This window comes from Geodermatophilus sp. FMUSA9-8, assembly GCF_037034165.1.
Lineage (GTDB): Bacteria > Actinomycetota > Actinomycetes > Mycobacteriales > Geodermatophilaceae > Geodermatophilus > Geodermatophilus nigrescens.
In genome coordinates, this window is sequence record NZ_JBAGKE010000001.1 from 30,794 (window position 1) to 49,984 (window position 19,191).

The window sequence follows — 19,191 nt, forward strand, 5'->3', positions numbered from 1 at the left end:
AGGATGGGGGGGATGGACACCGCACCGCATCCCGACGACCTCCCCGCCACCCCCGGCGGTGAGGGCTGGTCGGAGGACATGGAGCTCGCCCCCGCCCACCCCGGCGACCGCGAGCCCGCCGCCGCACCCGACGAGCGCGAGGGGGAGCGCCTGCAGAAGGTGCTCGCCCGCGCCGGCGTCGGCTCCCGCCGCGTCTGCGAGGACATGATCGACGCCGGCCGGATCAGCGTGAACGGCTCGGTCGTGCGCGTGCAGGGCATGCGCGTCGACCCGGCCACCGACAAGATCGCCGTCGACGGGCAGCGCATCGAGCTGCGCGACGACCGCGTCACCTACGCCCTGAACAAGCCCTTCGGCGTGATCACCGCGATGAGCGACGACCGCGACCGGCCGACCATCGGCGACATGATCGGCGACCTGGCGCCGGGCCTGGTGCACGTCGGCCGGCTCGACCAGGACACCGAGGGCCTGCTGATCGTCACCAACGACGGCGAGCTCGCCCACCGGCTGGCCCACCCGAGCTACGGCGTGAAGAAGACCTACCTCGCGCAGGTGTCGGGCTCGGTCGGCCGCGACCTGCACCGCCGGCTGCGCGGCGGCATCGAGCTCGACGACGGCCCGGTCAAGGTCGACTCGTTCCGCGTGGTCGACACCCACGCCGGCCAGTCGGTCGTCGAGGTCGTGCTGCACGAGGGCCGCAAGCACATCGTGCGCCGGCTGCTGGCCGCCGTCGGCCTGCCGGTCTCGCGGCTGACCCGCACCGCCGTCGGCCCCATCTCGCTGCAGCGCATGCGCACCGGCTCGATCCGCCGGCTCAGCCGCGCCGAGGTCGGGGCGCTCGAGGAGCTCGTCGGCCTCTAGGAGGCCCGGGAGGGCACCCCGCCCCGGCCGGAGCGCGGCCGGGGCGGGGGAGCAGGGGCCCGCTCAGCGGGGCAGGGACTCCCGCAGCGGCGCGGCCGTCGTCTCCACCGTCACCGGGGTGCTGAGCACGCGGTCGGCGCCGACGACGCGGTCCGGGCCGGTCAGCGGCACGGTCGCCCGCAGCCGCAGGTCCTCGCTCGACGCGCCGACGGCCAGGACGACGTCGCCGGCCTCCACCACGCGGCGCAGGTCGCGGCCGGTGAAGGACGCCCGGTCGGCGTGCAGGCGGAACGACACCCGCGCCGACGCCCCGGCCGGCAGCTCCACCCGGGCGAACCCGACCAGCCGGCGCAGCGGCTGCACGGTGCTCGCCACCGGGTCGGACAGGTACAGCTGCACCACCTCGGCGCCGTCGCGGGCGCCGGTGTTGCGGACCGTGCAGGAGACGGTGACCTCGCCGTCGGTGGCCCAGGCGTCACCGGAGAGCTCCAGCCCGGAGTACTCGACGGTGGTGTAGCCCAGGCCGTGCCCGAAGGGCCACAGCGGCGTCGGGTCGGCCGAGCTGATCCCGCCGGCGCGGCCCAGCGTCGGGGCGAGGTACGTGGCCGGCGACCCGCCCGGGCCGCGCGGCACCGACACCGGCAGCCGCCCCGAGGGCGACACCCGGCCGCTGAGCACGCCCGCGACCGCGCCGGCGCCCTCCTCGCCCGGGAAGAAGGCCTGCACGACCGCCGCGGCTCGGCCGGCGACCGCGCCGAGCGCGTAGGGCCGGCCGGTGAGCAGCACGACGACGACCGGGGTGCCGGTCTCCAGCAGCGCGTCGAGCAACTCCTGCTGCACGCCGGGCAGCGCCAGGTCCGCGGCGTCGCAGCCCTCGCCGGAGGTGCCGCGGCCGAACAGGCCGGAGCTGTCGCCGACGACGGCGACGCAGACGTCGGCCTCCCGGGCGGCGCGCACGGCGTCGGCGATCCCGCTGCGGTCGATCTCCTGGACCGGGCAGCCCCGCGCGGTGTCGACCGTCGCGCCGGGGAACTCGGCCCGCAGGGCGTCGAGCAGGGTCGGCACCTCCAGGCCCAGCGGCACGTCGGGGTGCTGGACGCCCACGTGGTTGGGGAAGGCGTAGCAGCCCATCAGCGAGAGCACCTCGTCGGCGCACGGGCCGACGACGGCGAGGCGGCCGGGCGCGGCCAGCGGCAGCACGCCCCCGGGGTTGTCGAGCAGCACGACCGAGCGCTCGGCGAGGACCCGGGCCAGCTCGCGCAGGTGCGGCGGGTCGAGGTCCAGCGCGCCGCCGTCGCGCAGCACCGGCGGCTCGGGGTCCCACCCGGCGTCGAGCAGGCCGAGCTCGCCCTTCTGCAGCAGCACGCGCTCCACGGCCCGGTCCACGAGCTCCACGGGCACCGCGCCCGAGCGCAGCCGCTCCAGCAGCGGCTCGCCATAGCAGCGCACGGTGGGCAGCTCGACGTCGACGCCGGCGGTCAGCGCGAGCTCCGCGGCCTCGCCGGGGGAGCCGGCCACGGACTGGGTGGTCTCGAGGAACGAGACGCCGAAGTAGTCGGCCACCACGACGCCGTCGAAGCCGAGCGTGCCGCGCAGCAGGTCGGTGAGCAGGCCCGGGTCGGCGGCGGGCGGGACGCCGTCGACGGCGGCGTAGGAGTGCATGACCGAGCGGGCGCCGCCCTCGCGCAGCGCCGTCTCGAACGGCGGCAGGACGACGTCGGCGAGCTCGCGGGCGCCCATCCGCACCGGGGCGTGGTTGCGCCCGGCCCCGGAGGCTGCGTAACCGGCGAAGTGCTTGAGGGTGGAGACGATCCCGGCGCCCTCGAGGCCGCGCACGTAGGCGGTGCCGAGCGCCGCGACCAGGTACGGGTCCTCGCCGATGGTCTCCTCGGTGCGGCCCCAGCGGGCGTCCATGGTGACGTCGAGGACCGGCGCGAGGCCCTGGTGGACGCCGATGGAGCGCATGAGCTCGCCGATGCCGGCGGCCATCCGCTGCACGGTGGCCGGGTCGAAGGTGGCGCCCCAGGCCAGCGGGGTCGGGAAGACGGTGGCCTGCCAGGCGGCCAGGCCGGTGAGGCACTCCTCGTGGGCGAGCGCCGGGATGCCCAGCCGCGAGCCCTCGACGATGCCGCGCTGGGTGGCGGCGAGCACCCTCGCGCCGGTGAGCGGCTCGACCGGCACGGTGCCGAACACGCGGGTCAGCTGGCCCAGGCCCGGCCGGGTGAGCTCCTCCCACGGCGGCAGCGGCTCGGAGAACTCGTGCTGGTTCGGCGCGACGTCGGCGCCGCCGTCGGAGCCCTGGTCGATCGTCGTCCAGACGCCGTAGAGCTGGGCGACCTTCTCCTCGAGGGTCATCTGCGCCATCAGCTCGCGCACCCGCTCGGCCAGTGGCCGGGCCGGGTCCCGCCAGTCGCCGGCGGGGGGTGCGTCGAGCAGGGAACGGTCGGTCACGCGGGGACTCCAGACGTGCGGGGAGGACGGCCGGGGCTGGTGCCGCCCGGCCGGGGGAGGGAGGTCAGGGACGCCGGGCCGTGGAGGCGCGCGGCACCAGGGCGGTGGCCAGCTCGACGCGCTGGCTGGCGAGCTCCTGGCCGTGGATCAGCTCGAGCAGCATCCGGCCGGCCATGCGGCCCATGTCGACCAGCGGCTGGCGGACGGTGGTCAGGGGAGGGGAGGACCAGCGGGCCATCGGCAGGTCGTCGAAGCCGACCACCGAGAGGTCGTCGGGCACCGACAGGCCGGCCTGCCGCGCGGCCTCGAGGACCCCGAAGGCCTGCTCGTCGCTGCCGGCGAACACCGCCGTCGGGCGGTCGGGCAGCTCGAGCAGCTCGCGGGCCCGCTCGTAGCCGCCGTCGTGGTGGAAGTTCCCGTGCCGGACCAGCGCCGGGTCGGCGGGGATGCCGGCGCGGTCGAGGGCGGCCCGGTAGCCGTCGATGCGCGCCCGGCTGCACAGGTAGTCCTCGGGCCCGCCGATCACCGCGATCCGCCGGTGGCCCAGCTCGATCAGGTGCTCGGTGGCGGCCATCCCGCCCGACCAGTTGGTGGCGCCGACGCTGGGCACGTCGGGGCCGGGCATGTCGGCCGGGTCGATGACCACGACGGGCAGGTGCGAGCGGCCCAGCCGGCGCTGGTCGGCGGCGGTGATCCGGGAGGCGACGACGATGGCGCCGCGGCGGCCGCCGGCGATGAGCGAGCGCACCCAGTCCCCGCCCTGCGGCCGTGCGGCGAGGGAGTCGAGGACGATCTCCAGCCCGCTCTCGGTGATGCCGCGCAGCAGCTCCACCGCCCACGGGCTGTCCAGGGCGGTGAAGACGACGTCGACCAGCGGGCTCTCGGGCTCGGCGACCGCGCGGCGGGCCTGCGGCACGTAGTCGTACTGGTCGAGCAGGGCCAGGACGCGCTGCCGGGTGGCAGGGGCGACGTCGGTCTTGCCGTTGACGACCTTGGAGACGGTGGGCAGCGAGACGCCGGCCGCGGCTGCGATGCTCGCGAGGGTGGGGCGGCCGGCCGTCTGCTCGGTCACTGTCCGTCCTCCGTCGGTTCGCCGGGGTCCGGCCTGCGACGGGGAGCGGCACACCGCCCACCGGCGTCGGTGCCGGACGATCGTGGTCCGAGAAGCTATCGAAACATCTCCGAAACCGCTAGCCCCGACCCATCCGCGCTGGTCGGTCCGCGCGCCCGCGCGACGAGGCCGGATCGTGACCCGCGACACGCCGTCCGCATCGGGACCCCGGCGTTGACACGTCCGGTGACCTGCCTTACGTTCTCGCACCACCCCGAAACTTTCGGTCTTCAACGTCGAAACAGAAAGGCGGCCATGGGATGACATCCCGGCGTCTGACCCGAGGCACCGCGACTGCCGGCGCTCTCCTCCTCGCAGCGAGCCTGGTCGCCTGCGGCTCCTCCGGCCCTGCCGGCGGCGGCGGTGGCGGCGGCGACGCCGCCCAGGTGTGGGCCCTGCAGGACACGGTCCTCAACCCGATCGAGCAGGCGTCGATCGACCGCTTCAACGAGTCCTCCGAGGCCGGCGACTTCGAGCTGGCGACGTTCGGCAACGACCCGTACAAGCAGCGGCTGCGCACCGCGATCAACTCCCCGCAGGCCCCCGACCTGTTCTTCAACTGGGGCGGCGGCAACCTCAAGGAGTACGTCGACGCGGGCCGGATCGAGGACCTGACCCCGCTGCTCGACGAGAACCCCGAGCTGCGCGACGCCTTCCTGCCCAGCGTGCTCGCCGGCGCCGAGCTCGACGGCAGCGTCTACGGGCTGCCCATGCGCGGCATGCAGCCGGTCGTCCTCTTCTACAACAAGGACGTCCTGGACGCCGCGGGCGTCGCCGTCCCCACCACCTGGGACGAGATGCTGGCCGCCGTCGACGGCCTCAAGGCCTCGGGCGTCACCCCGATCGCCCTGGCCGGCAGCCAGGCCTGGACCGAGCTCATGTGGGCCGAGTACCTGCTCGACCGCGTCGGCGGCCCGGAGGTCTTCCAGAACATCCGCGACGGCGAGAACGGCGGCTGGCAGCAGCCCGAGGTGCTCGAGGCCATGGGTCTGCTGCAGGACCTCATCGAGCGCGGCGCGTTCGGCGAGGACTTCGCCTCCGTCGGCTACGACGTCGGCGGCGCCTCGACGATCCTCGCCCAGGGCGACGCCGGGTTCCACCTGATGGGCTCGTGGGAGTTCACCAACCAGCTCGGCCAGAGCCCCGACTTCGTCACCGGCGGCGGCCTCGGCTGGGCGCCGTTCCCGGCCGTGACCGGCGGCGCGGGCGACCCGACGAACCTGGTCGGCAACGTGTCGAACTTCTACTCGCTCACCGCCGACTCCCCGAACCGCGAGGCGGCCGAGGAGTTCCTCACCACCGCGCTGACCGACGAGGAGTACATCTCCGACCTCATCGAGGCCGGTGACGTCCCGCCGGTGCAGGGTGTCCGTGAGCAGCTGCAGGAGACCGACAACGCCGAGTACTCGACCTTCATCTACGACCAGACGGTCGAGGCGGCCAACTTCCAGCTCTCCTGGGACCAGGACCTGAGCGCGGACGAGGCCACCGTCATGCTCGAGCAGCTGTCGCGCTTCTTCCTCGGCGAGATCGACGCCCAGGGCTTCGTCGACGCCCTGGCTGCCTGACCGAACGGAGTACGACGGATCGTGGCCATCCGAGGGTCGTCCGCGGTGTCGACGCAGAAGCGTCCGTCCGCACCGACGACACAGCAGCGGACCTCCGCGCCGGCGGCGCAGCAGCGTCCGTCCGCGTGGTACGCGGTGCCGGCAGTCGCCTTCTTCGGGCTGTTCGCCGTGGTGCCGATGGTGCTGGTCGTCTTCCTCAGCTTCACCGACTGGTCGGGCTTCGGGTTCCCCGAGCTGTCCGGGGCGGGCAACTGGAGCCGCCTGGTGGAGGACACCGAGGCGCGTGACGCACTGGGGCTGACCCTCCTGTTCATGGTCCTGTCCTGGGTCGTCCAGACCCCGATCGCCATCCTGATCGGGGTCTGGGCGGCCGGGCGGCAGCGCAACCGCGCCGTCCTCAGCTCGCTGTTCTTCCTGCCGCTCCTGCTGTCGACGGCGGCCATCGCGCTGCTGTGGCGCTCGGTGCTCGACCCGAACTTCGGCGTCACCCAGTCGCTGCCGCTGCTGGACCGGTTCAACTTCCTCGGTGACACCGACGTCGTCGTCTACACGGTCGTCTTCGTGATCGCCTGGCAGTACATCCCGTTCCACACGCTGCTGTTCCAGGCCGCGGCCCGCGGGATCCCGGCCAGCCTCTACGAGGCGGCCACCATCGACGGCGCCGGCCGCTACCGGCAGTTCTTCACCATCACGCTGCCGCTGCTCAAGTACACGGTCGTCACCTCGACGGTGCTGCAGCTGGTCGGGTCGTTCACGACCTTCGACACGATCCTCATCCTCACCGGCGGCGGTCCCGGGGACGCCACCCGCATCGCGCCGCTGTACATGTACATCCGCGGGTTCAGCGGCTTCGAGTTCGGCTACGCCAGCGCGATCGCCACGCTGCTGCTCGTCCTGGGCGCCGGCCTCTCGCTCGTCGTCACCCGGGCGACCGGCTTCCGCAGCATGCAGAGCCAGCAGGAAGGGGCCTGACCGTGGCCACCACCGCAGCCCTGGCCGAGCCGGGCGCCGTGCCCCCGGCCGCCCCGCGGCGGGTCCGGCGCGGCCGCCCCGCCGGCCGGCGGGAGAAGCCGAACTGGCTGGCCGGCGTCCTGGCGACCATCTGGCTGGTCATCGTCGCCGTCCCGCTGTACTACCTGGTCTCGGCGAGCCTGCGCACGCGGCAGGACTACCTGAGCACCAGCCCGCTCACCCCGACCGGTGAGCCCACGGGGGAGAACTACTCCACCGTGCTCTCGGGCGGGTTCGCCCAGTACCTGCTCAACAACGTGATCGTCACGGTCGCGACGGTCGCGATCGTGGTCGCGGTGACCGTGCCGGCGGCCTACACCGTGGCCCGCAACGCCGGCCGGACCGTGCAGCGGATCTTCTCGGTCATGCTCATCGGGCTGGCCATCCCGGCGCAGGCGACGATCATCCCGGTCTACCTGCTCATCACCCAGATGCGCCTGTACGACACCCTGCTGGCGATCATCCTGCCGACGGCGGCGTTCGCCCTGCCGGTCGCGCTGCTGGTGATGACCAACAGCCTCCGCGACATCCCGGCGGAGCTCTACGAGGCCCAGACCCTCGACGGCGCCGGGCCGCTGGCGGTGCTGCGCCACCTGGTGCTGCCGCTGGCCAAGCCCGCGATCACCACGGTCGCGGTGTTCACCGCGCTCAACGCGTGGAACGGCTTCCTCTTCCCGCTGGTCCTCACCCAGTCCCGCGACACCCGGGTGCTCACCCTCGGCCTCTGGGACTTCCAGGGCCAGTTCGGCACCAACGTCCCGGGCCTGCTGGCGGCGGTCACACTGTCCGTCGTCCCCATCTTCGTCCTGTACCTCGTGGGCCGCCGCTACCTGCTCAGCGGACTCACCGCCGGTTTCGGCAAGTAGAGAGGAACCGTCTTGGCCACCGTCACCTACGACGCGGCGACCCGGGTCTACGCCGGCGCGGACCGCCCGGCGGTCGACGCGCTCGACCTCGAGGTCGCCGACGGCGAGTTCCTCGTCCTGGTCGGGCCCTCGGGCTGCGGCAAGTCCACGTCGCTGCGCATGCTCGCCGGCCTCGAGGACGTCGACGGCGGGCGCATCCTCATCGGCGACCGCGACGTCACCGGCGTCGCCGCCAAGGACCGCGACATCGCCATGGTGTTCCAGAACTACGCGCTCTACCCGCACATGACCGTCGCGGAGAACATGGGCTTCGCGCTCAAGATGGCGCGCGTCGGCAGGGCCGAGGCGGCCGAGCGGGTGCGCGAGGCCGCCCGCCTGCTCGACCTCGAGCAGTACCTCGACCGGCGCCCCAAGGCCCTGTCCGGCGGTCAGCGGCAGCGCGTGGCCATGGGCCGGGCGATCGTCCGCCAGCCGCAGGTCTTCCTCATGGACGAGCCGCTGTCGAACCTCGACGCCAAGCTCCGGGTGCAGACCCGCACCCAGATCGCCTCCCTGCAGCGCCGCCTGGGCATCACCACGGTCTACGTCACCCACGACCAGACCGAGGCGATGACGATGGGCGACCGCGTGGCGGTGCTCAAGGACGGCCTGCTCATGCAGGTGGGTCGGCCCCGCGAGCTCTACGACCGGCCGCGCAACGTCTTCGTCGCCGGGTTCATCGGCTCGCCGGCCATGAACCTGCTGACCCTGCCGGTCGCCGACGGCGGCGTGCGCCTCGGCGGCGAGGTGCACCCGGTGGAGCGCTCGGTCCTCGGCGAGGCGCACGCGCCGTCGGTGGTGCTCGGCGTCCGGCCGGAGGACCTCGAGGTCACCGGGTCGGGCCTGCCGGTGGAGGTCGAGGTGGTCGAGGAGCTCGGCGCCGACGCCTACGTCTACGGCACCGCGCTGGTCGGCGACGACCGCCACCCGGTCACCGTGCGCGTCGACGGCCGCCGTCCGCCTCTGAAGGGCGACCGGATCGCCGTCACCCCGCGGGTCGGCCACGTGCACCTGTTCTCCACGGTGGACGGCGAGCGCCTCGGGTGAGCGTGCTCCCCAGCGGCGAGCAGCACGTCCTGCGCAGCGGGGACGCCGAGGCCGTCGTCGTCGAGGTCGGCGGCGGCCTGCGCACCTACACCGCCGGCGACCGGGACGTCCTCGACGGGTGGTCCGAGGGGGAGATGGCGCCGGACGTGCGCGGGCACGTGCTCGCGCCCTGGCCCAACCGGCTGCGCGACGGCGTCTACACCTGGGACGGCGCCGAGCACGTCACCCCGGTCACCGAGCGCGCGCTCGGCACGGCCATCCACGGGCTGGTGCGCTTCGTGCCCTGGCGGGTGCTCGCCCGCTCGGCGGACGCCGTGGTGCTCGAGCACCTGCTGCACCCGCAGCCGGGCTACCCGTTCGCGCTGCGCCTGCGGGTGGGCTACGAGCTGTCCGCCGGCGGGCTGCGGGTGACGACGACGGCCACCAACGAGGGCGACGCCGACGCCCCCTACGGCGAGGGCCACCACCCCTACCTCGCCGCGCCACCCGGCCTGCGGGTCGACGACTGCACGCTGGTGCTCCCGGCCGCCACGCGCGTGCTCACCGACGACCGGCTGCTGCCCGTGGGCACCGAGTCGGTGCACGAGACGCCGTTCGACCTGCGCGCCGGCCGGGTGCTCGGCGACCTGCGGATCGACGACTGCTTCACCGACCTCGACCGCGACGCCGACGGCACCGCCGAGGTGCGGTTCACCGGCCCCGACGGGCACGGGGCCGCCGTCTGGATGGACGCCTCCTACACGCACGTGCAGGTGTTCACCGGCGACGTCGTCGAGCCGCCGTCGCGGCGCCGGTACGGCCTGGCCGTCGAGCCGATGACCTGCGCGCCCGACGCGCTGCGCACCGGGGCGGTCCGCCGGCTGGCGCCGGGGGAGTCGGTCACCGGCACGTGGGGCATCCGCCCGCTCTGACCCGCACGGCACTGCTCGTGGTGCCGCACGTCGCCCCATGAGCCGTTATCCCCCACGTGGCCGCCCCACCGAGGTCGGTCCTCCGCGCGCGAAGGTGGCGAGAGGGGCCTGTGTAGCGCTATTGGCCCGTACGGGCCGGCGGACGGCGGGGAGGCGGGTGGCGCGCCGCACCTAGACTCGACCGGGCACCCCAGATCCGGGAGCCGGTACCGATCGAGGAGGGTGCACGTGGCCGTACGGGCCATCCGGGGCGCGACACAGGTGGACGCCGACGACCGCGACCAGGTGCTCGAGGCCACCCGGGAGCTGGTGAGCGAGGTGGTCGGGCGCAACGGCCTCGACCACGCCGACATCATCAGCATCCTGTTCACCGCGACCCCGGACCTGGTGTCGGAGTTCCCGGCGCTGGCCGCGCGCGAGCTCGGCATGGGCGACGTCCCGCTGATGTGCGCCACCGAGATCGCCGTGCCGCACGCGCTGCCGCGGGTGCTGCGCCTCATGGCGCACGTGGAGACGCCGAAGGAGCGCGCGGACATCCAGCACGTGTACCTGCGGGGTGCCGTGGCGCTGCGACGGGACATCGCCCAGTGAACGGGAGCCCAGTGAGCGCCGCACGCTTCGCCGGCCAGGTCACCCTCGACGGCCCCTCGGGCACGGGCAAGAGCAGCGTCGCGCGCGCCGCGGCCACCCGGCTCGGTGCCGCCTACCTCGACACCGGTGCCATGTACCGCGCCGCCACGGTGGCCGTGCTCGACGCCGGGGTCGACCCCGAGGACGCCGAGGCGGTGGCCCGCGTGGTCGCCGCGGCCCGCATCGAGGTGGGGACGACGGCTGCGACCGAGCGCGTGGAGGTCGACGGCACGGACGTCGCCGAGCGCATCCGCGGCGCCGAGGTCACCCGCACCGTGTCGGCGGTGTCGGCGGTGCCCGCGGTGCGCCGTCAGCTGGTCGACCAGCAGCGCGACCTGGTGGCCGCGGCCGACGCCGTCGTCGTCGAGGGACGCGACATCGGCACCGTGGTGCTTCCCGGGGCGACCGTGAAGATCTACCTGACCGCCGCGCCGGAGGCGCGCGCCCAGCGGCGCGCGGCCCAGCTCGGCCTGACCACCCCGGAGGAGGTCGCCGCGCTCGCGGCCGACCTGCGCCGCCGGGACGAGTACGACAGCAGCCGCGCGGACAGCCCGCTGCGGCCCGCCGCGGACGCGGTGGTCGTGGACAGCACCGACCTCGACCGCGAGGCCGTCGTCGACCGGGTGGTCGACCTCGCTCTCGCGGCGGCCGGGGCACGAGGAGTGGACGCATGAGCGAGGAGGGCACCGGCGGTCCGCTGCCGGTGGTGGCGATCGTCGGCCGGCCGAACGTGGGCAAGTCGACGCTGGTGAACCGCGTGCTGGGCCGGCGCGCGGCGGTGGTGCAGGACGTGCCGGGCGTGACCCGCGACCGCATCTCCTACGAGGCGCTGTGGAACGGGCGGCGGTTCACCGTCACCGACACCGGCGGCTGGGACCCCAAGGCCGAGGGGCTGGGCGCGTCGATCAGCCGGCAGGCGGAGTTCGCGATGCGCACCGCCGACGTCATCGTGTTCGTCGTCGACAGCCAGGTGGGCGCCACCGACACCGACCTGGCCGCCGCGCGCATCCTGCGCCGCAGCGACCGGCCGGTGATCGTCGTCGCCAACAAGGTCGACGACGAGCGCAGCGAGGCCAACGCCGCCGAGCTGTGGTCGCTGGGCCTGGGCGAGCCGCAGCCGGTGAGCGCGCTGCACGGGCGGGGGAGCGGTGACCTGCTCGACCTGGTGCTCGACGCGCTGCCCGAGGCGCCGCGCGAGCAGCCCGAGGAGGGCGGCCCGCGGCGGGTGGCGCTGGTCGGGCGGCCCAACGTCGGCAAGTCCAGCCTGCTGAACCGGCTGGCCAAGGAGGAGCGCTCGGTCGTCGACTCCGTCGCTGGCACGACCGTCGACCCGGTCGACTCGCTCATCACCCTCGGCGGCGAGGAGTGGCGGTTCGTCGACACCGCCGGCCTGCGCCGCAAGGTGAACACCGCCAGCGGCATGGAGTACTACGCGAGCCTGCGCACCGAGGCCGCGATCCAGGCCGCCGAGGTCGCCGTCGTCCTGCTGGCCGCCGACGAGGTCATCAGCGAGCAGGACCAGCGGGTGATCACCCAGGTGATCGAGGCCGGGCGCGCGCTGGTCATCGCGTTCAACAAGTGGGACACCCTCGACGAGGACCGGCACGCCCAGCTCGAGCGCGAGATCGAGCGCGACCTGTCCCGCATCAGGTGGGCCAGCCGGGTGAACATCTCGGCGCTCAGCGGCCGCGGCGTCGGCAAGCTCGCCGACCACCTGCGCGCCGCGCTCGCCTCGTGGGAGACCCGAGTGCCGACGGCGGAGCTCAACGCCTACGTGCGCCAGCTGGTCATGGAGACCCCGCCGCCGGCCCGTGGCGGGCGCGCCCCGAAGATCAAGTACGTGACACAGGCCGACGTCCGGCCGCCGCGGTTCGTCGTCTTCTCCACCGGCTTCCTCGAGGCCGGCTACCGCCGGTTCCTGGAGCGCAAGCTGCGCGAGCGCTTCGGCTTCCACGGCACGCCGATCGACATCTCGGTGAAGGTCCGCGAGGGCCGGGGGAACGACAAGCGCGGCTGAGGTCAGCCCGCCGGGGCCGGGTCCTGCGCGTCGTCCGCCGCGTCGTCCGCCGGGTCGTCCGCCGGGTCGTCGTCGAAGCGCAGCGGCTCGGTCCGGCGGGGCATGGCCAGCACCGCCAGCGCGATGACGACGGCGGTGACGGCGGTCGCGACGAACACCCCGTGCGAGGCGGCGTGCAGGCTCTCCCGGGCGAAGTCGGCGACGGCCCCGCCCTGCCCGAGCGCCGCCGTCGTGCTGTCGACGTCGGTGGGCACCTCGCCGTCGAGCCCGGCCGGCGGGGCGGCGAAGCGCGCGGCGAGGGTGGTGTTGGCGATGGCGCCGAACACCGCCGCGCCGAGGGCCGAGCCCATCGAGCGGGAGAACATGTTGGTGGCGGTGACGACGCCGCGGCGGTCCCAGCCGACCACCGACTGCACCGCGACGATCAGCGGCGACGACGACAGGCCGAGGCCCAGGCCGGTGACGAACATCCAGGCGCCGACCTCCCACAGGGAGGCGTCCGGGCCGAGGAACGCCGTCCCGGCCGTGCCGACCAGCACGAGGGCGACGCCGAGCAGCGCGGTGGTGCGGAACCCCAGCCGCAGGTAGACGCGGCCGGCGAGGCTCGCCGCGACGGGCCAGCCGAGGGTGAGGGCGGCGAGGGCGAAGCCGGCCTCCAGCGCGCTCGCGCCGAGCACGCCCTGCGCCCAGGTGGGCAGGTAGGAGCTCAGGCCGATGAGCAGCGCGCCCAGGCCGAGGGCGGCGACGTTGCCGCTGGCCAGGATGCGGCGGCGCAGCACCCACAGCGGCAGCACGGGCTCCGCGGCCCGCCGCTCGACGAGCGCGAACGCGGCCAGGAGCGCGACCGCCGTCGCGAGGACCGCGATGCCGGGCGCGGACGCCCACGCCCAGGCGTTGCCGCCCTCGAGCAGGCCGAGGACCAGCAGCGCGGCGCCGGCGGACAGCAGGACGGCGCCGGCGACGTCGAGGCGGTGGGCGCTGCGCTCGACCTTCTCCGTCCACCGGCGGGACAGGGCCCAGAACGCGAGGGCGCCCAGCGGCAGGTTGATCAGGAAGATCCAGCGCCAGGAGAGGGCGTCGCTGAACAGGCCGCCGAGGGTGGGGCCGAGCACCGAGGAGATGCCCCACACCGAGGCGAGGTAGCCCTGGACGCGGGCGCGCTCCTCGACGGTGTAGATGTCGCCGATGACGGTGATGCCCATCGGCTGGACGGCGCCGGCGCCGATGCCCTGCAGCGCCCGGCCGACGATCAGCGCGGGCATCGACCACGCCAGCCCGCAGAACAGGGACGCGGCGACGAAGACCGCGATGCCGAACAGGAGCACCGGCTTGCGGCCGTGCACGTCGGCGAGCTTGCCGTAGACCGGCACCGTCACCGCCTGCGTGAGCAGGTAGACGCTGAACAGCCAGGGGAACTGGCTGAACCCGCCGAGGTCGTCGACGACGGCCGGGACGGCGGTGGCGATGATCGTGCTGTCGAGCGCGATGAGGGCGGTGCTGAGCATGACCGCCCCGAGCACGGGCCCGCGCTCGGATCGGAGTCCCACCGCGGCGCGGGTACCGGTTGTCACGAGCAACTGTGACACCTCCGGGGTGCCGCGCATTCCCGCCCCGACCACCGCGGAGGGCGGCCGACGGCGTGCGGTAACCTCGTCGGCGCAGCGATCGGGCGGTGCGAGCCGCCCGGCGCTCGGGCTGTAGCGCAGCTTGGTAGCGCACTTGACTGGGGGTCAAGGGGTCGCAGGTTCAAATCCTGTCAGCCCGACAGAGCAGGTCGAGGGCCGTTCCGGAGCGATCCGGGGCGGCCCTCGACGGCCTTCCGGGGGCGGGTCCGGCCGGTCCTGCCGCCCGCGACGCGAGGGGGAGCGATGCCCGAGGGCGACACCGTCCACCGCCTCGCCCGGCGTCTCGGGGTCCTGACGGGCACCACCGTCCGCGGCAGCGACTTCCGCGTCCCGCGGCACGCCACCGCCGACCTGACCGGCGCGGCGGTGCTCGGGACGACCGCCCGGGGCAAGCACCTGCTCACCCGCTTCGACCACGCGGGCCAGGCGCTGACGCTGCACACGCACCTGCGGATGGACGGCGAGTGGACGGTCCTCGCGGCCGGGCGCTCCCTGCCCCGCCGCGTGCAGGCCGACGCACGGGTGGTGCTGACGACGACCGGGCCCACGGCGGCCGCGCTGCGCATGCCCGTGGTCGAGCTGCTGCCCACCGACGCGGAGGAGTCCGTCGTCGGGCACCTGGGCCCCGATCTCCTCGACCCCGGGCGCTCCGCCGACGACCTGGTCGCGGACGCCGTCGGCCGGCTGGCGGCGCAGCCGGACCGGCCCCTCGTGACGGCGCTGCTCGACCAGCGCACCGTGGCCGGCCTGGGCAACGTCTGGGTCAACGAGCTGTGCTTCCTGCGGGGGCACCTGCCGCGCACGCCCGTCGGCGAGGTCGATCCCGAGCCGCTCGTGCGGCTGGCGATCCGGGCGATGCGGTTCGCGATCGCTCCCGGCGGGCCCGGGCGCGTGACCACCGGCGACACCCGGCCCGGCCGCCGGTACTGGGTGTACGGCCGCACCCACCAGCCGTGCCTGCGGTGCGGGACGGCGCTGCTGTTCAGCGAGCAGGGGAGCGAGGACCCGGAGGGCCGGCACACCTGGTGGTGCCCCCGCTGCCAGACCTGAGCGCGGGCGCGGGCCCGTGCCGGTCGGTCGGTCAGCGGTCGCGGAGGCCGAGCAGGCGGTCGAGCACGTCGCCGGCGCGCAGGCCGTCGTGCTCGAACTCGTTGGTGACCCAGGTGCGCACGTTGCCGACGGCGTCCGCCGTCTGCAGCGACAGGTCCGCGTCGACGTACATGTCGTCGAAGTAGACGACGGCGTCGACCGGCACCTCGTTGGCGGCCAGCCGCGCCGGGTCGTACAGCGGCGGGTGCTCCGGCAGCGCGGCCAGGGCGTGCGCGGCGTCCCGGAAGGGCCGCAGCGAGGCGATCTCGTCGAACATCCAGGGGTAGACCATCTCGCCGGTGAACGGCAGGGGGCGCAGGTCGGGGGAGAGGTCGGGCCCGCGCTCGGCCTCGGCGGCCCAGCCGGTCGCGCCCGGCCCGCTGCCGTAGATGCTCTCGTGCAGCACCGCGTAGAGCGGGTTGTCCCAGTACGACGTCCGGCGCGCGACGTCGTCGAGGAAGCCGGCGGACGGCGCGCCGTCGACCAGCGCCTCGTCGAACAGCCAGTGGAGCTGCTCGGCGCCGGTCCCGGTGCCCAGCGCGTGACCGAGGGTCTGCAGCCGGCGCACGGTGAGCCGGTCGCCGTCGGGGAGCCGGACGTCCCCGGCGGCCAGCAGGTCGGCGACCGCGGCCACCCGGTCGACGTCGCCGGGGAACCGCTCGTAGAAGCGGCGGGTCTTCGCGGCCACCCGCGGGCCGGTGCGCCGGTACACCTCGCGCGCGTCCGCCGTCAGGCCCGGCAGCCCGCCGGTGACGAGGCAGCGGTCGAGGGCCTGCGGGGCGCGCGAGAGGTAGGTGAGCGTGAGGAAGCCGCCGTAGCTCTGGCCGAGCGTCGTCCAGCGGCGGCCGCCGTAGAGCGTCGCCCGCACGTGCTCGGCGTCGGCGACGATCGAGTCGCCCCGGAAGGCCATGAGGTAGCGGGCGGCCGCCGCCGGGTCGGCGAGGGCGCCGATCCGCCGGGCGGTCACCGGGGTGCTGCGGCCGGTGCCCCGCTGGTCGAGCAGCACCACCCGGAAGTCCCGCAGCGCCCGGTCGACCCAGTCGCCGCGCCCGACCGGCCGCGGTCCCTTGCCGCCGGGCCCGCCCTGCAGGAACAGCAGCAGCGGCACGTCGTCGGCGTCCCGGGACGGGCGGACGAGCTCCCGCACGAAGACGTCGATCGTCGCGCCGTCGTCGGCGTCCCAGTGCAGCGGCACGGGCACCGTGTGCTCGCGCACCCGCATGCCGGGCAGGTCGTACTCGGTCACCGCCCGATCCTGTCAGTGCGCGACGGGCTCGGGTCGCGGCGGTCAGGCGGGGGTCCCCGCGGCGAACCGGGCCCGGAGGACGGGCTTGCGCACCTTGCCCGTGGCGGTCTTGGGGAGGTCGTCGGTGACGACGACGTGGCGGGGCACCTTGAAGGCGGCCAGGCGCTCGCGGAGGGCGGCGCGGACGGCGTCGGGATCGCGGTCGGCGGACTCCGCCACGACGAGGACGGCGAGGCCCACCTCGCCCCAGGTCTCGTCCGGCACGCCGATGACCGCGGCCTCGAGGACGCCGGGCAGCTCGAGGAGCGCGGACTCGACCTCGGCGGGGTACACGTTCTCCCCGCCGGAGATGATCATGTCCTTGTACCGGTCGCGGATGTACAGGAAGCCCTCGTCGTCGAGCGAGCCGGCGTCGCCGGTGCGGTACCAGCCGTCGACGAGCACCTCGGCGGTGCGCTCGGGGTCGTCCCAGTAGCCGGCCATGACGTTCGGGCCGGAGACCACCACCTCGCCGACCTCGTCGACGCCGGCCGGGCTGCCGTCGGGCCGCACGACGCGCACGTCGGTGAAGAACACCGGCCGCCCGGCCGAGCCGACCTTGCGCACGGCGTCGGCGGAATCGAGCACGGTGCAGCCGGGCGCGGCCTCGGTCATGCCGTAGGCCTGCTGCATGGTGATCCCGCGGTCGAGCCAGGTGCGCAGCGTGGGTAGCGGTACCGATGCGCCGGCCGCCCCGACGGTGCGCAGCGCGGAGAGATCGCGCGTCCGGAACCCGGGCTCGCGGGCCATCGCGTCGAGCATCGTCGGGACGGCGAAGAACGACGTGACCCGCTGCTGCTCGACGACCTCCAGCGTCCCGGCCGGGTCGAACCGGCGGACGACGACGGCGCAGCCGCCGTGCAGCAGCGTCGGGTTGACGGTGCCGTTGAGCCCGCCGATGTGGAACAGCGGCGCGAGCGCCAGGGTGCGCTCGGCGGCGGAGAAGTCGAACCCCAGCGACTGGTTCACCGCGTTCCACGTCATGTTGCCGTGGGTGAGCACTGCACCCTTGGGCCGCCCGGTGGTGCCGGAGGTGTACATGACCAGGCAGGGGTCCTCGAGGGACACCGGCTCGTCACGTGTCTCGGGGTCGGCGGCGGCGAGCAGCTGCTCGTAGGGCGCCGAGTCCGCACCGCCGGAGAGCGGGGGCTCCGCCGCCACCCACGCCCGGACGGCGGGCAGCCGGTCGCGGAGCGCGTCGGCCAGCCCGCCGTGCTCCCGGCCGTGGACGACGACGGAGGCGCCGGAGTGGCCGAGTACGTACTCGGCCTCCGGCGCGGTGAGCCGGGCGTTGACCGGCACCCAGATCGCGCCGAGCTGCCCGCAGGCGTAGAGCGTCTCCAGCGCCGACGGGTGGTTGCCGCTGACCCAGGCCACCCGGTCACCGCGGCCGACGCCGAGCGCGGCCAGGGCGCCCGCGGCCCGGCGCACGCGCTCGGCGAAGCGCCCGTGCGACGTCGTCGTCCCCTCGAACCAGACCGCGTCCCGCTCGGGGGAGATGCGCAGCCGGCGCTCCGGCCAGGAGCCCAGGCCCGCGTTCCTCACCGTTGGGCGGCCGGGGCGAGGTCCAGGGCGCGGATCGCGTTCTCCTTCATGATCAGCGGCCGGACCTCGTCCTTGATCTCCAGGGCCTCGAAGTCGCGGATCCACCGCTCGGGGCGGATGAGCGGGTAGTCCGAGCCGAACAGCACCTTGCTCCTGAGGAGGCTGTTGGCGGCGCGGACCAGCTGCGGCGGGAAGTACTTCGGCGACCAGCCGGACAGGTCGATGTAGACGTTGGCCTTGTGCTGGGCGACGGCGATCGCCGCGTCCTGCCAGGGCACGGAGGGGTGGGCCATGATGATCGTCAGGCCGGGGAAGTCGGCGGCGACGTCGTCGAGCAGCATCGGGTCGGAGTAGCGCAGCTTGATCCCGCGCCCGCCGGGCAGGCCGGAGCCGATACCCGTCTGGCCGGTGTGGAAGAGCGCCGGGACGCCCAGGGACTCCAGCTCGGCGTACAGCGGGTAGTGCCGCCGGTCGTTGGGCTCGAACGCCTGGATCGAGGGGTGGAACTTGAACCCGCGGATCCCGTGGTCCTCCACCAGGCGGCGGGCGGCCCGGACGCCGGCGACCCCGCGGGCCGGGTCGATCGACCCGAACGGGACGAGCACGTCGGGGTGCTCGGCAGCCGCGGCCGCGATCTCCTCGTTGGACAGCGTCGGGTGCCCCGTGGCCAGCTCGCTGTCGACCGTGAAGACCACCGCGGCCATCTGCCGGGAGCGGTAGTCCTCGGCGATCTGCGGCACCGTCGGGTGGTACGGGTCGCCCTTGAAGTACTTCGAGGCGGCGTCGAGCAGCTCGTCGTCCATCGACCGGTGCCCGTGCAGGTCCTGCTCGACGTGCACGTGGACGTCGATCGCGACCAGCGCGTCGAGGTCGAGTCCGGTCGGGGTGCTCACGTCGGGGGCTCCGGTAGCTGCCGCCCGGCGTCGTCCTCCGGTGGGACGGAGGAGGACGGCCGGCGGGTGGGCCGGGTGGCGCCGCCAGGGCAGCGCCCGCTGCCGGTGGTGATAGCGACCGTGCCGGTCCGGTTCACGGGAGCTCCTCGGGCGACCAGGGGGAGAGGGCGTCGGGTCCCGCGGCGCCCGAGGCGGGACCGTACCGCTGCCGGCGCCCGGCACCGTCCTGTCCGTGCGCCCGG

The 19,191-nt window shown here is 74.6% G+C and carries 16 protein-coding genes and 1 tRNA gene; 11 read left to right on the forward strand and 6 right to left on the reverse strand.

The window, feature by feature from the left end:
- Nucleotides 1–12: 12 nt before the first annotated feature.
- Nucleotides 13–861: a pseudouridine synthase gene (locus WA616_RS00150; RefSeq protein ID WP_336026201.1), complete on the forward strand. Its 849-nt coding sequence runs from the start codon at nucleotides 13–15 to the stop codon at nucleotides 859–861.
- A gap of 63 nt (nucleotides 862–924) precedes the next feature.
- On the opposite strand, the gene WA616_RS00155 is transcribed toward WA616_RS00150, so the two are convergent.
- Both WA616_RS00155 and WA616_RS00160 read right to left on the reverse strand, forming a co-directional pair.
- The gene (locus WA616_RS00155; protein WP_336026202.1) at nucleotides 925–3,312 is read right to left on the reverse strand and encodes a glycoside hydrolase family 3 N-terminal domain-containing protein; all 2,388 of its coding nucleotides are present in this window, start codon (nucleotides 3,310–3,312) and stop codon (nucleotides 925–927) included.
- A gap of 64 nt (nucleotides 3,313–3,376) precedes the next feature.
- Nucleotides 3,377–4,384 (reverse strand): LacI family DNA-binding transcriptional regulator, encoded by a 1,008-nt coding sequence (locus WA616_RS00160; protein ID WP_336026203.1) that lies wholly within the window; start codon nucleotides 4,382–4,384, stop codon nucleotides 3,377–3,379.
- A gap of 299 nt (nucleotides 4,385–4,683) precedes the next feature.
- On the opposite strand from WA616_RS00160, the gene WA616_RS00165 reads away from it, so the two are divergent.
- The 8 genes from WA616_RS00165 to der all read left to right on the forward strand — a co-directional run bounded on the left by WA616_RS00165 (nucleotide 4,684) and on the right by der (nucleotide 12,512).
- On the forward strand, nucleotides 4,684–5,991 hold the full coding sequence (locus WA616_RS00165) for an extracellular solute-binding protein (RefSeq protein WP_336026204.1): 1,308 nt from the start codon (nucleotides 4,684–4,686) through the stop codon (nucleotides 5,989–5,991).
- Nucleotides 5,992–6,126: 135 nt separating this feature from the next.
- The gene (locus WA616_RS00170) at nucleotides 6,127–6,963 is read left to right on the forward strand and encodes a carbohydrate ABC transporter permease (RefSeq protein ID WP_245794427.1); all 837 of its coding nucleotides are present in this window, start codon (nucleotides 6,127–6,129) and stop codon (nucleotides 6,961–6,963) included.
- Between the two features lie 2 nt (nucleotides 6,964–6,965).
- Nucleotides 6,966–7,868 carry a carbohydrate ABC transporter permease gene (locus WA616_RS00175; protein ID WP_336026209.1) on the forward strand — a complete coding sequence of 301 codons (903 nt, stop codon included), beginning with the start codon at nucleotides 6,966–6,968 and terminating at the stop codon, nucleotides 7,866–7,868.
- 12 nt (nucleotides 7,869–7,880) lie between these two features.
- Complete coding sequence (locus tag WA616_RS00180) at nucleotides 7,881–8,954, forward strand: ABC transporter ATP-binding protein (protein WP_336026211.1); 1,074 nt, start codon at nucleotides 7,881–7,883, stop codon at nucleotides 8,952–8,954.
- Nucleotides 8,951–9,865, forward strand: coding sequence for an aldose 1-epimerase family protein (locus WA616_RS00185; RefSeq protein ID WP_336026213.1), 915 nt, complete (start codon nucleotides 8,951–8,953; stop codon nucleotides 9,863–9,865). Before WA616_RS00180 ends, WA616_RS00185 begins: the two co-directional genes overlap by 4 nt.
- A gap of 228 nt (nucleotides 9,866–10,093) precedes the next feature.
- Nucleotides 10,094–10,456: a chorismate mutase gene (aroH, locus tag WA616_RS00190; protein WP_073419679.1), complete on the forward strand. Its 363-nt coding sequence runs from the start codon at nucleotides 10,094–10,096 to the stop codon at nucleotides 10,454–10,456.
- An 11-nt stretch (nucleotides 10,457–10,467) separates the two neighbouring features.
- Nucleotides 10,468–11,169 (forward strand): (d)CMP kinase, encoded by a 702-nt coding sequence (gene cmk, locus WA616_RS00195; RefSeq protein WP_336026214.1) that lies wholly within the window; start codon nucleotides 10,468–10,470, stop codon nucleotides 11,167–11,169.
- Nucleotides 11,166–12,512 carry a ribosome biogenesis GTPase Der gene (gene der, locus WA616_RS00200; protein WP_336026216.1) on the forward strand — a complete coding sequence of 449 codons (1,347 nt, stop codon included), beginning with the start codon at nucleotides 11,166–11,168 and terminating at the stop codon, nucleotides 12,510–12,512. Before cmk ends, der begins: the two co-directional genes overlap by 4 nt.
- Nucleotides 12,513–12,514: 2 nt before the next feature.
- On the opposite strand, the gene WA616_RS00205 is transcribed toward der, so the two are convergent.
- A complete protein-coding gene (locus WA616_RS00205; protein ID WP_336026218.1) occupies nucleotides 12,515–14,059 on the reverse strand; it encodes an MDR family MFS transporter in 1,545 nt (514 codons plus the stop codon).
- A gap of 144 nt (nucleotides 14,060–14,203) precedes the next feature.
- Here WA616_RS00205 and WA616_RS00210 point away from each other — a divergent pair.
- Both WA616_RS00210 and WA616_RS00215 read left to right on the forward strand, forming a co-directional pair.
- Nucleotides 14,204–14,277: transfer RNA gene (locus WA616_RS00210), tRNA-Pro, on the forward strand.
- 103 nt (nucleotides 14,278–14,380) lie between these two features.
- Entirely contained in the window at nucleotides 14,381–15,187 is an 807-nt protein-coding gene (locus WA616_RS00215; protein ID WP_336026220.1) for a DNA-formamidopyrimidine glycosylase family protein, read from the forward strand.
- 31 nt (nucleotides 15,188–15,218) lie between these two features.
- Here the strand turns inward: WA616_RS00215 and WA616_RS00220 are convergent, their stop codons facing one another.
- Genes WA616_RS00220 through WA616_RS00230 form a run of 3 tightly spaced genes read right to left on the reverse strand, consistent with a single transcriptional unit; the run spans nucleotide 15,219 to nucleotide 18,949 of the window.
- A complete protein-coding gene (locus tag WA616_RS00220; protein WP_336026222.1) occupies nucleotides 15,219–16,472 on the reverse strand; it encodes an alpha/beta fold hydrolase in 1,254 nt (417 codons plus the stop codon).
- Nucleotides 16,473–16,514: 42 nt separating this feature from the next.
- On the reverse strand, nucleotides 16,515–18,056 hold the full coding sequence (locus WA616_RS00225; RefSeq protein ID WP_336026223.1) for an acyl-CoA synthetase: 1,542 nt from the start codon (nucleotides 18,054–18,056) through the stop codon (nucleotides 16,515–16,517).
- Nucleotides 18,053–18,949, reverse strand: a complete 897-nt coding sequence (locus WA616_RS00230; RefSeq protein ID WP_336026224.1) for an amidohydrolase family protein — start codon at nucleotides 18,947–18,949, stop codon at nucleotides 18,053–18,055. The genes WA616_RS00225 and WA616_RS00230 overlap by 4 nt, the downstream gene beginning before the upstream one ends.
- Between the last annotated feature and the right edge of the window lie 242 nt (nucleotides 18,950–19,191).

Bases quoted from the DNA above. Each gene is read 5' to 3' on its own strand.
- WA616_RS00150 (WP_336026201.1), top strand. From the start codon at position 13: ATGGACACCGCACCGCATCCCGACGACCTCCCCGCCACCCCCGGCGGT.
- WA616_RS00165 (WP_336026204.1), top strand. From the start codon at position 4,684: ATGACATCCCGGCGTCTGACCCGAGGCACCGCGACTGCCGGCGCTCTC.
- der (WP_336026216.1), top strand. From the start codon at position 11,166: ATGAGCGAGGAGGGCACCGGCGGTCCGCTGCCGGTGGTGGCGATCGTC.
- WA616_RS00215 (WP_336026220.1), top strand. From the start codon at position 14,381: ATGCCCGAGGGCGACACCGTCCACCGCCTCGCCCGGCGTCTCGGGGTC.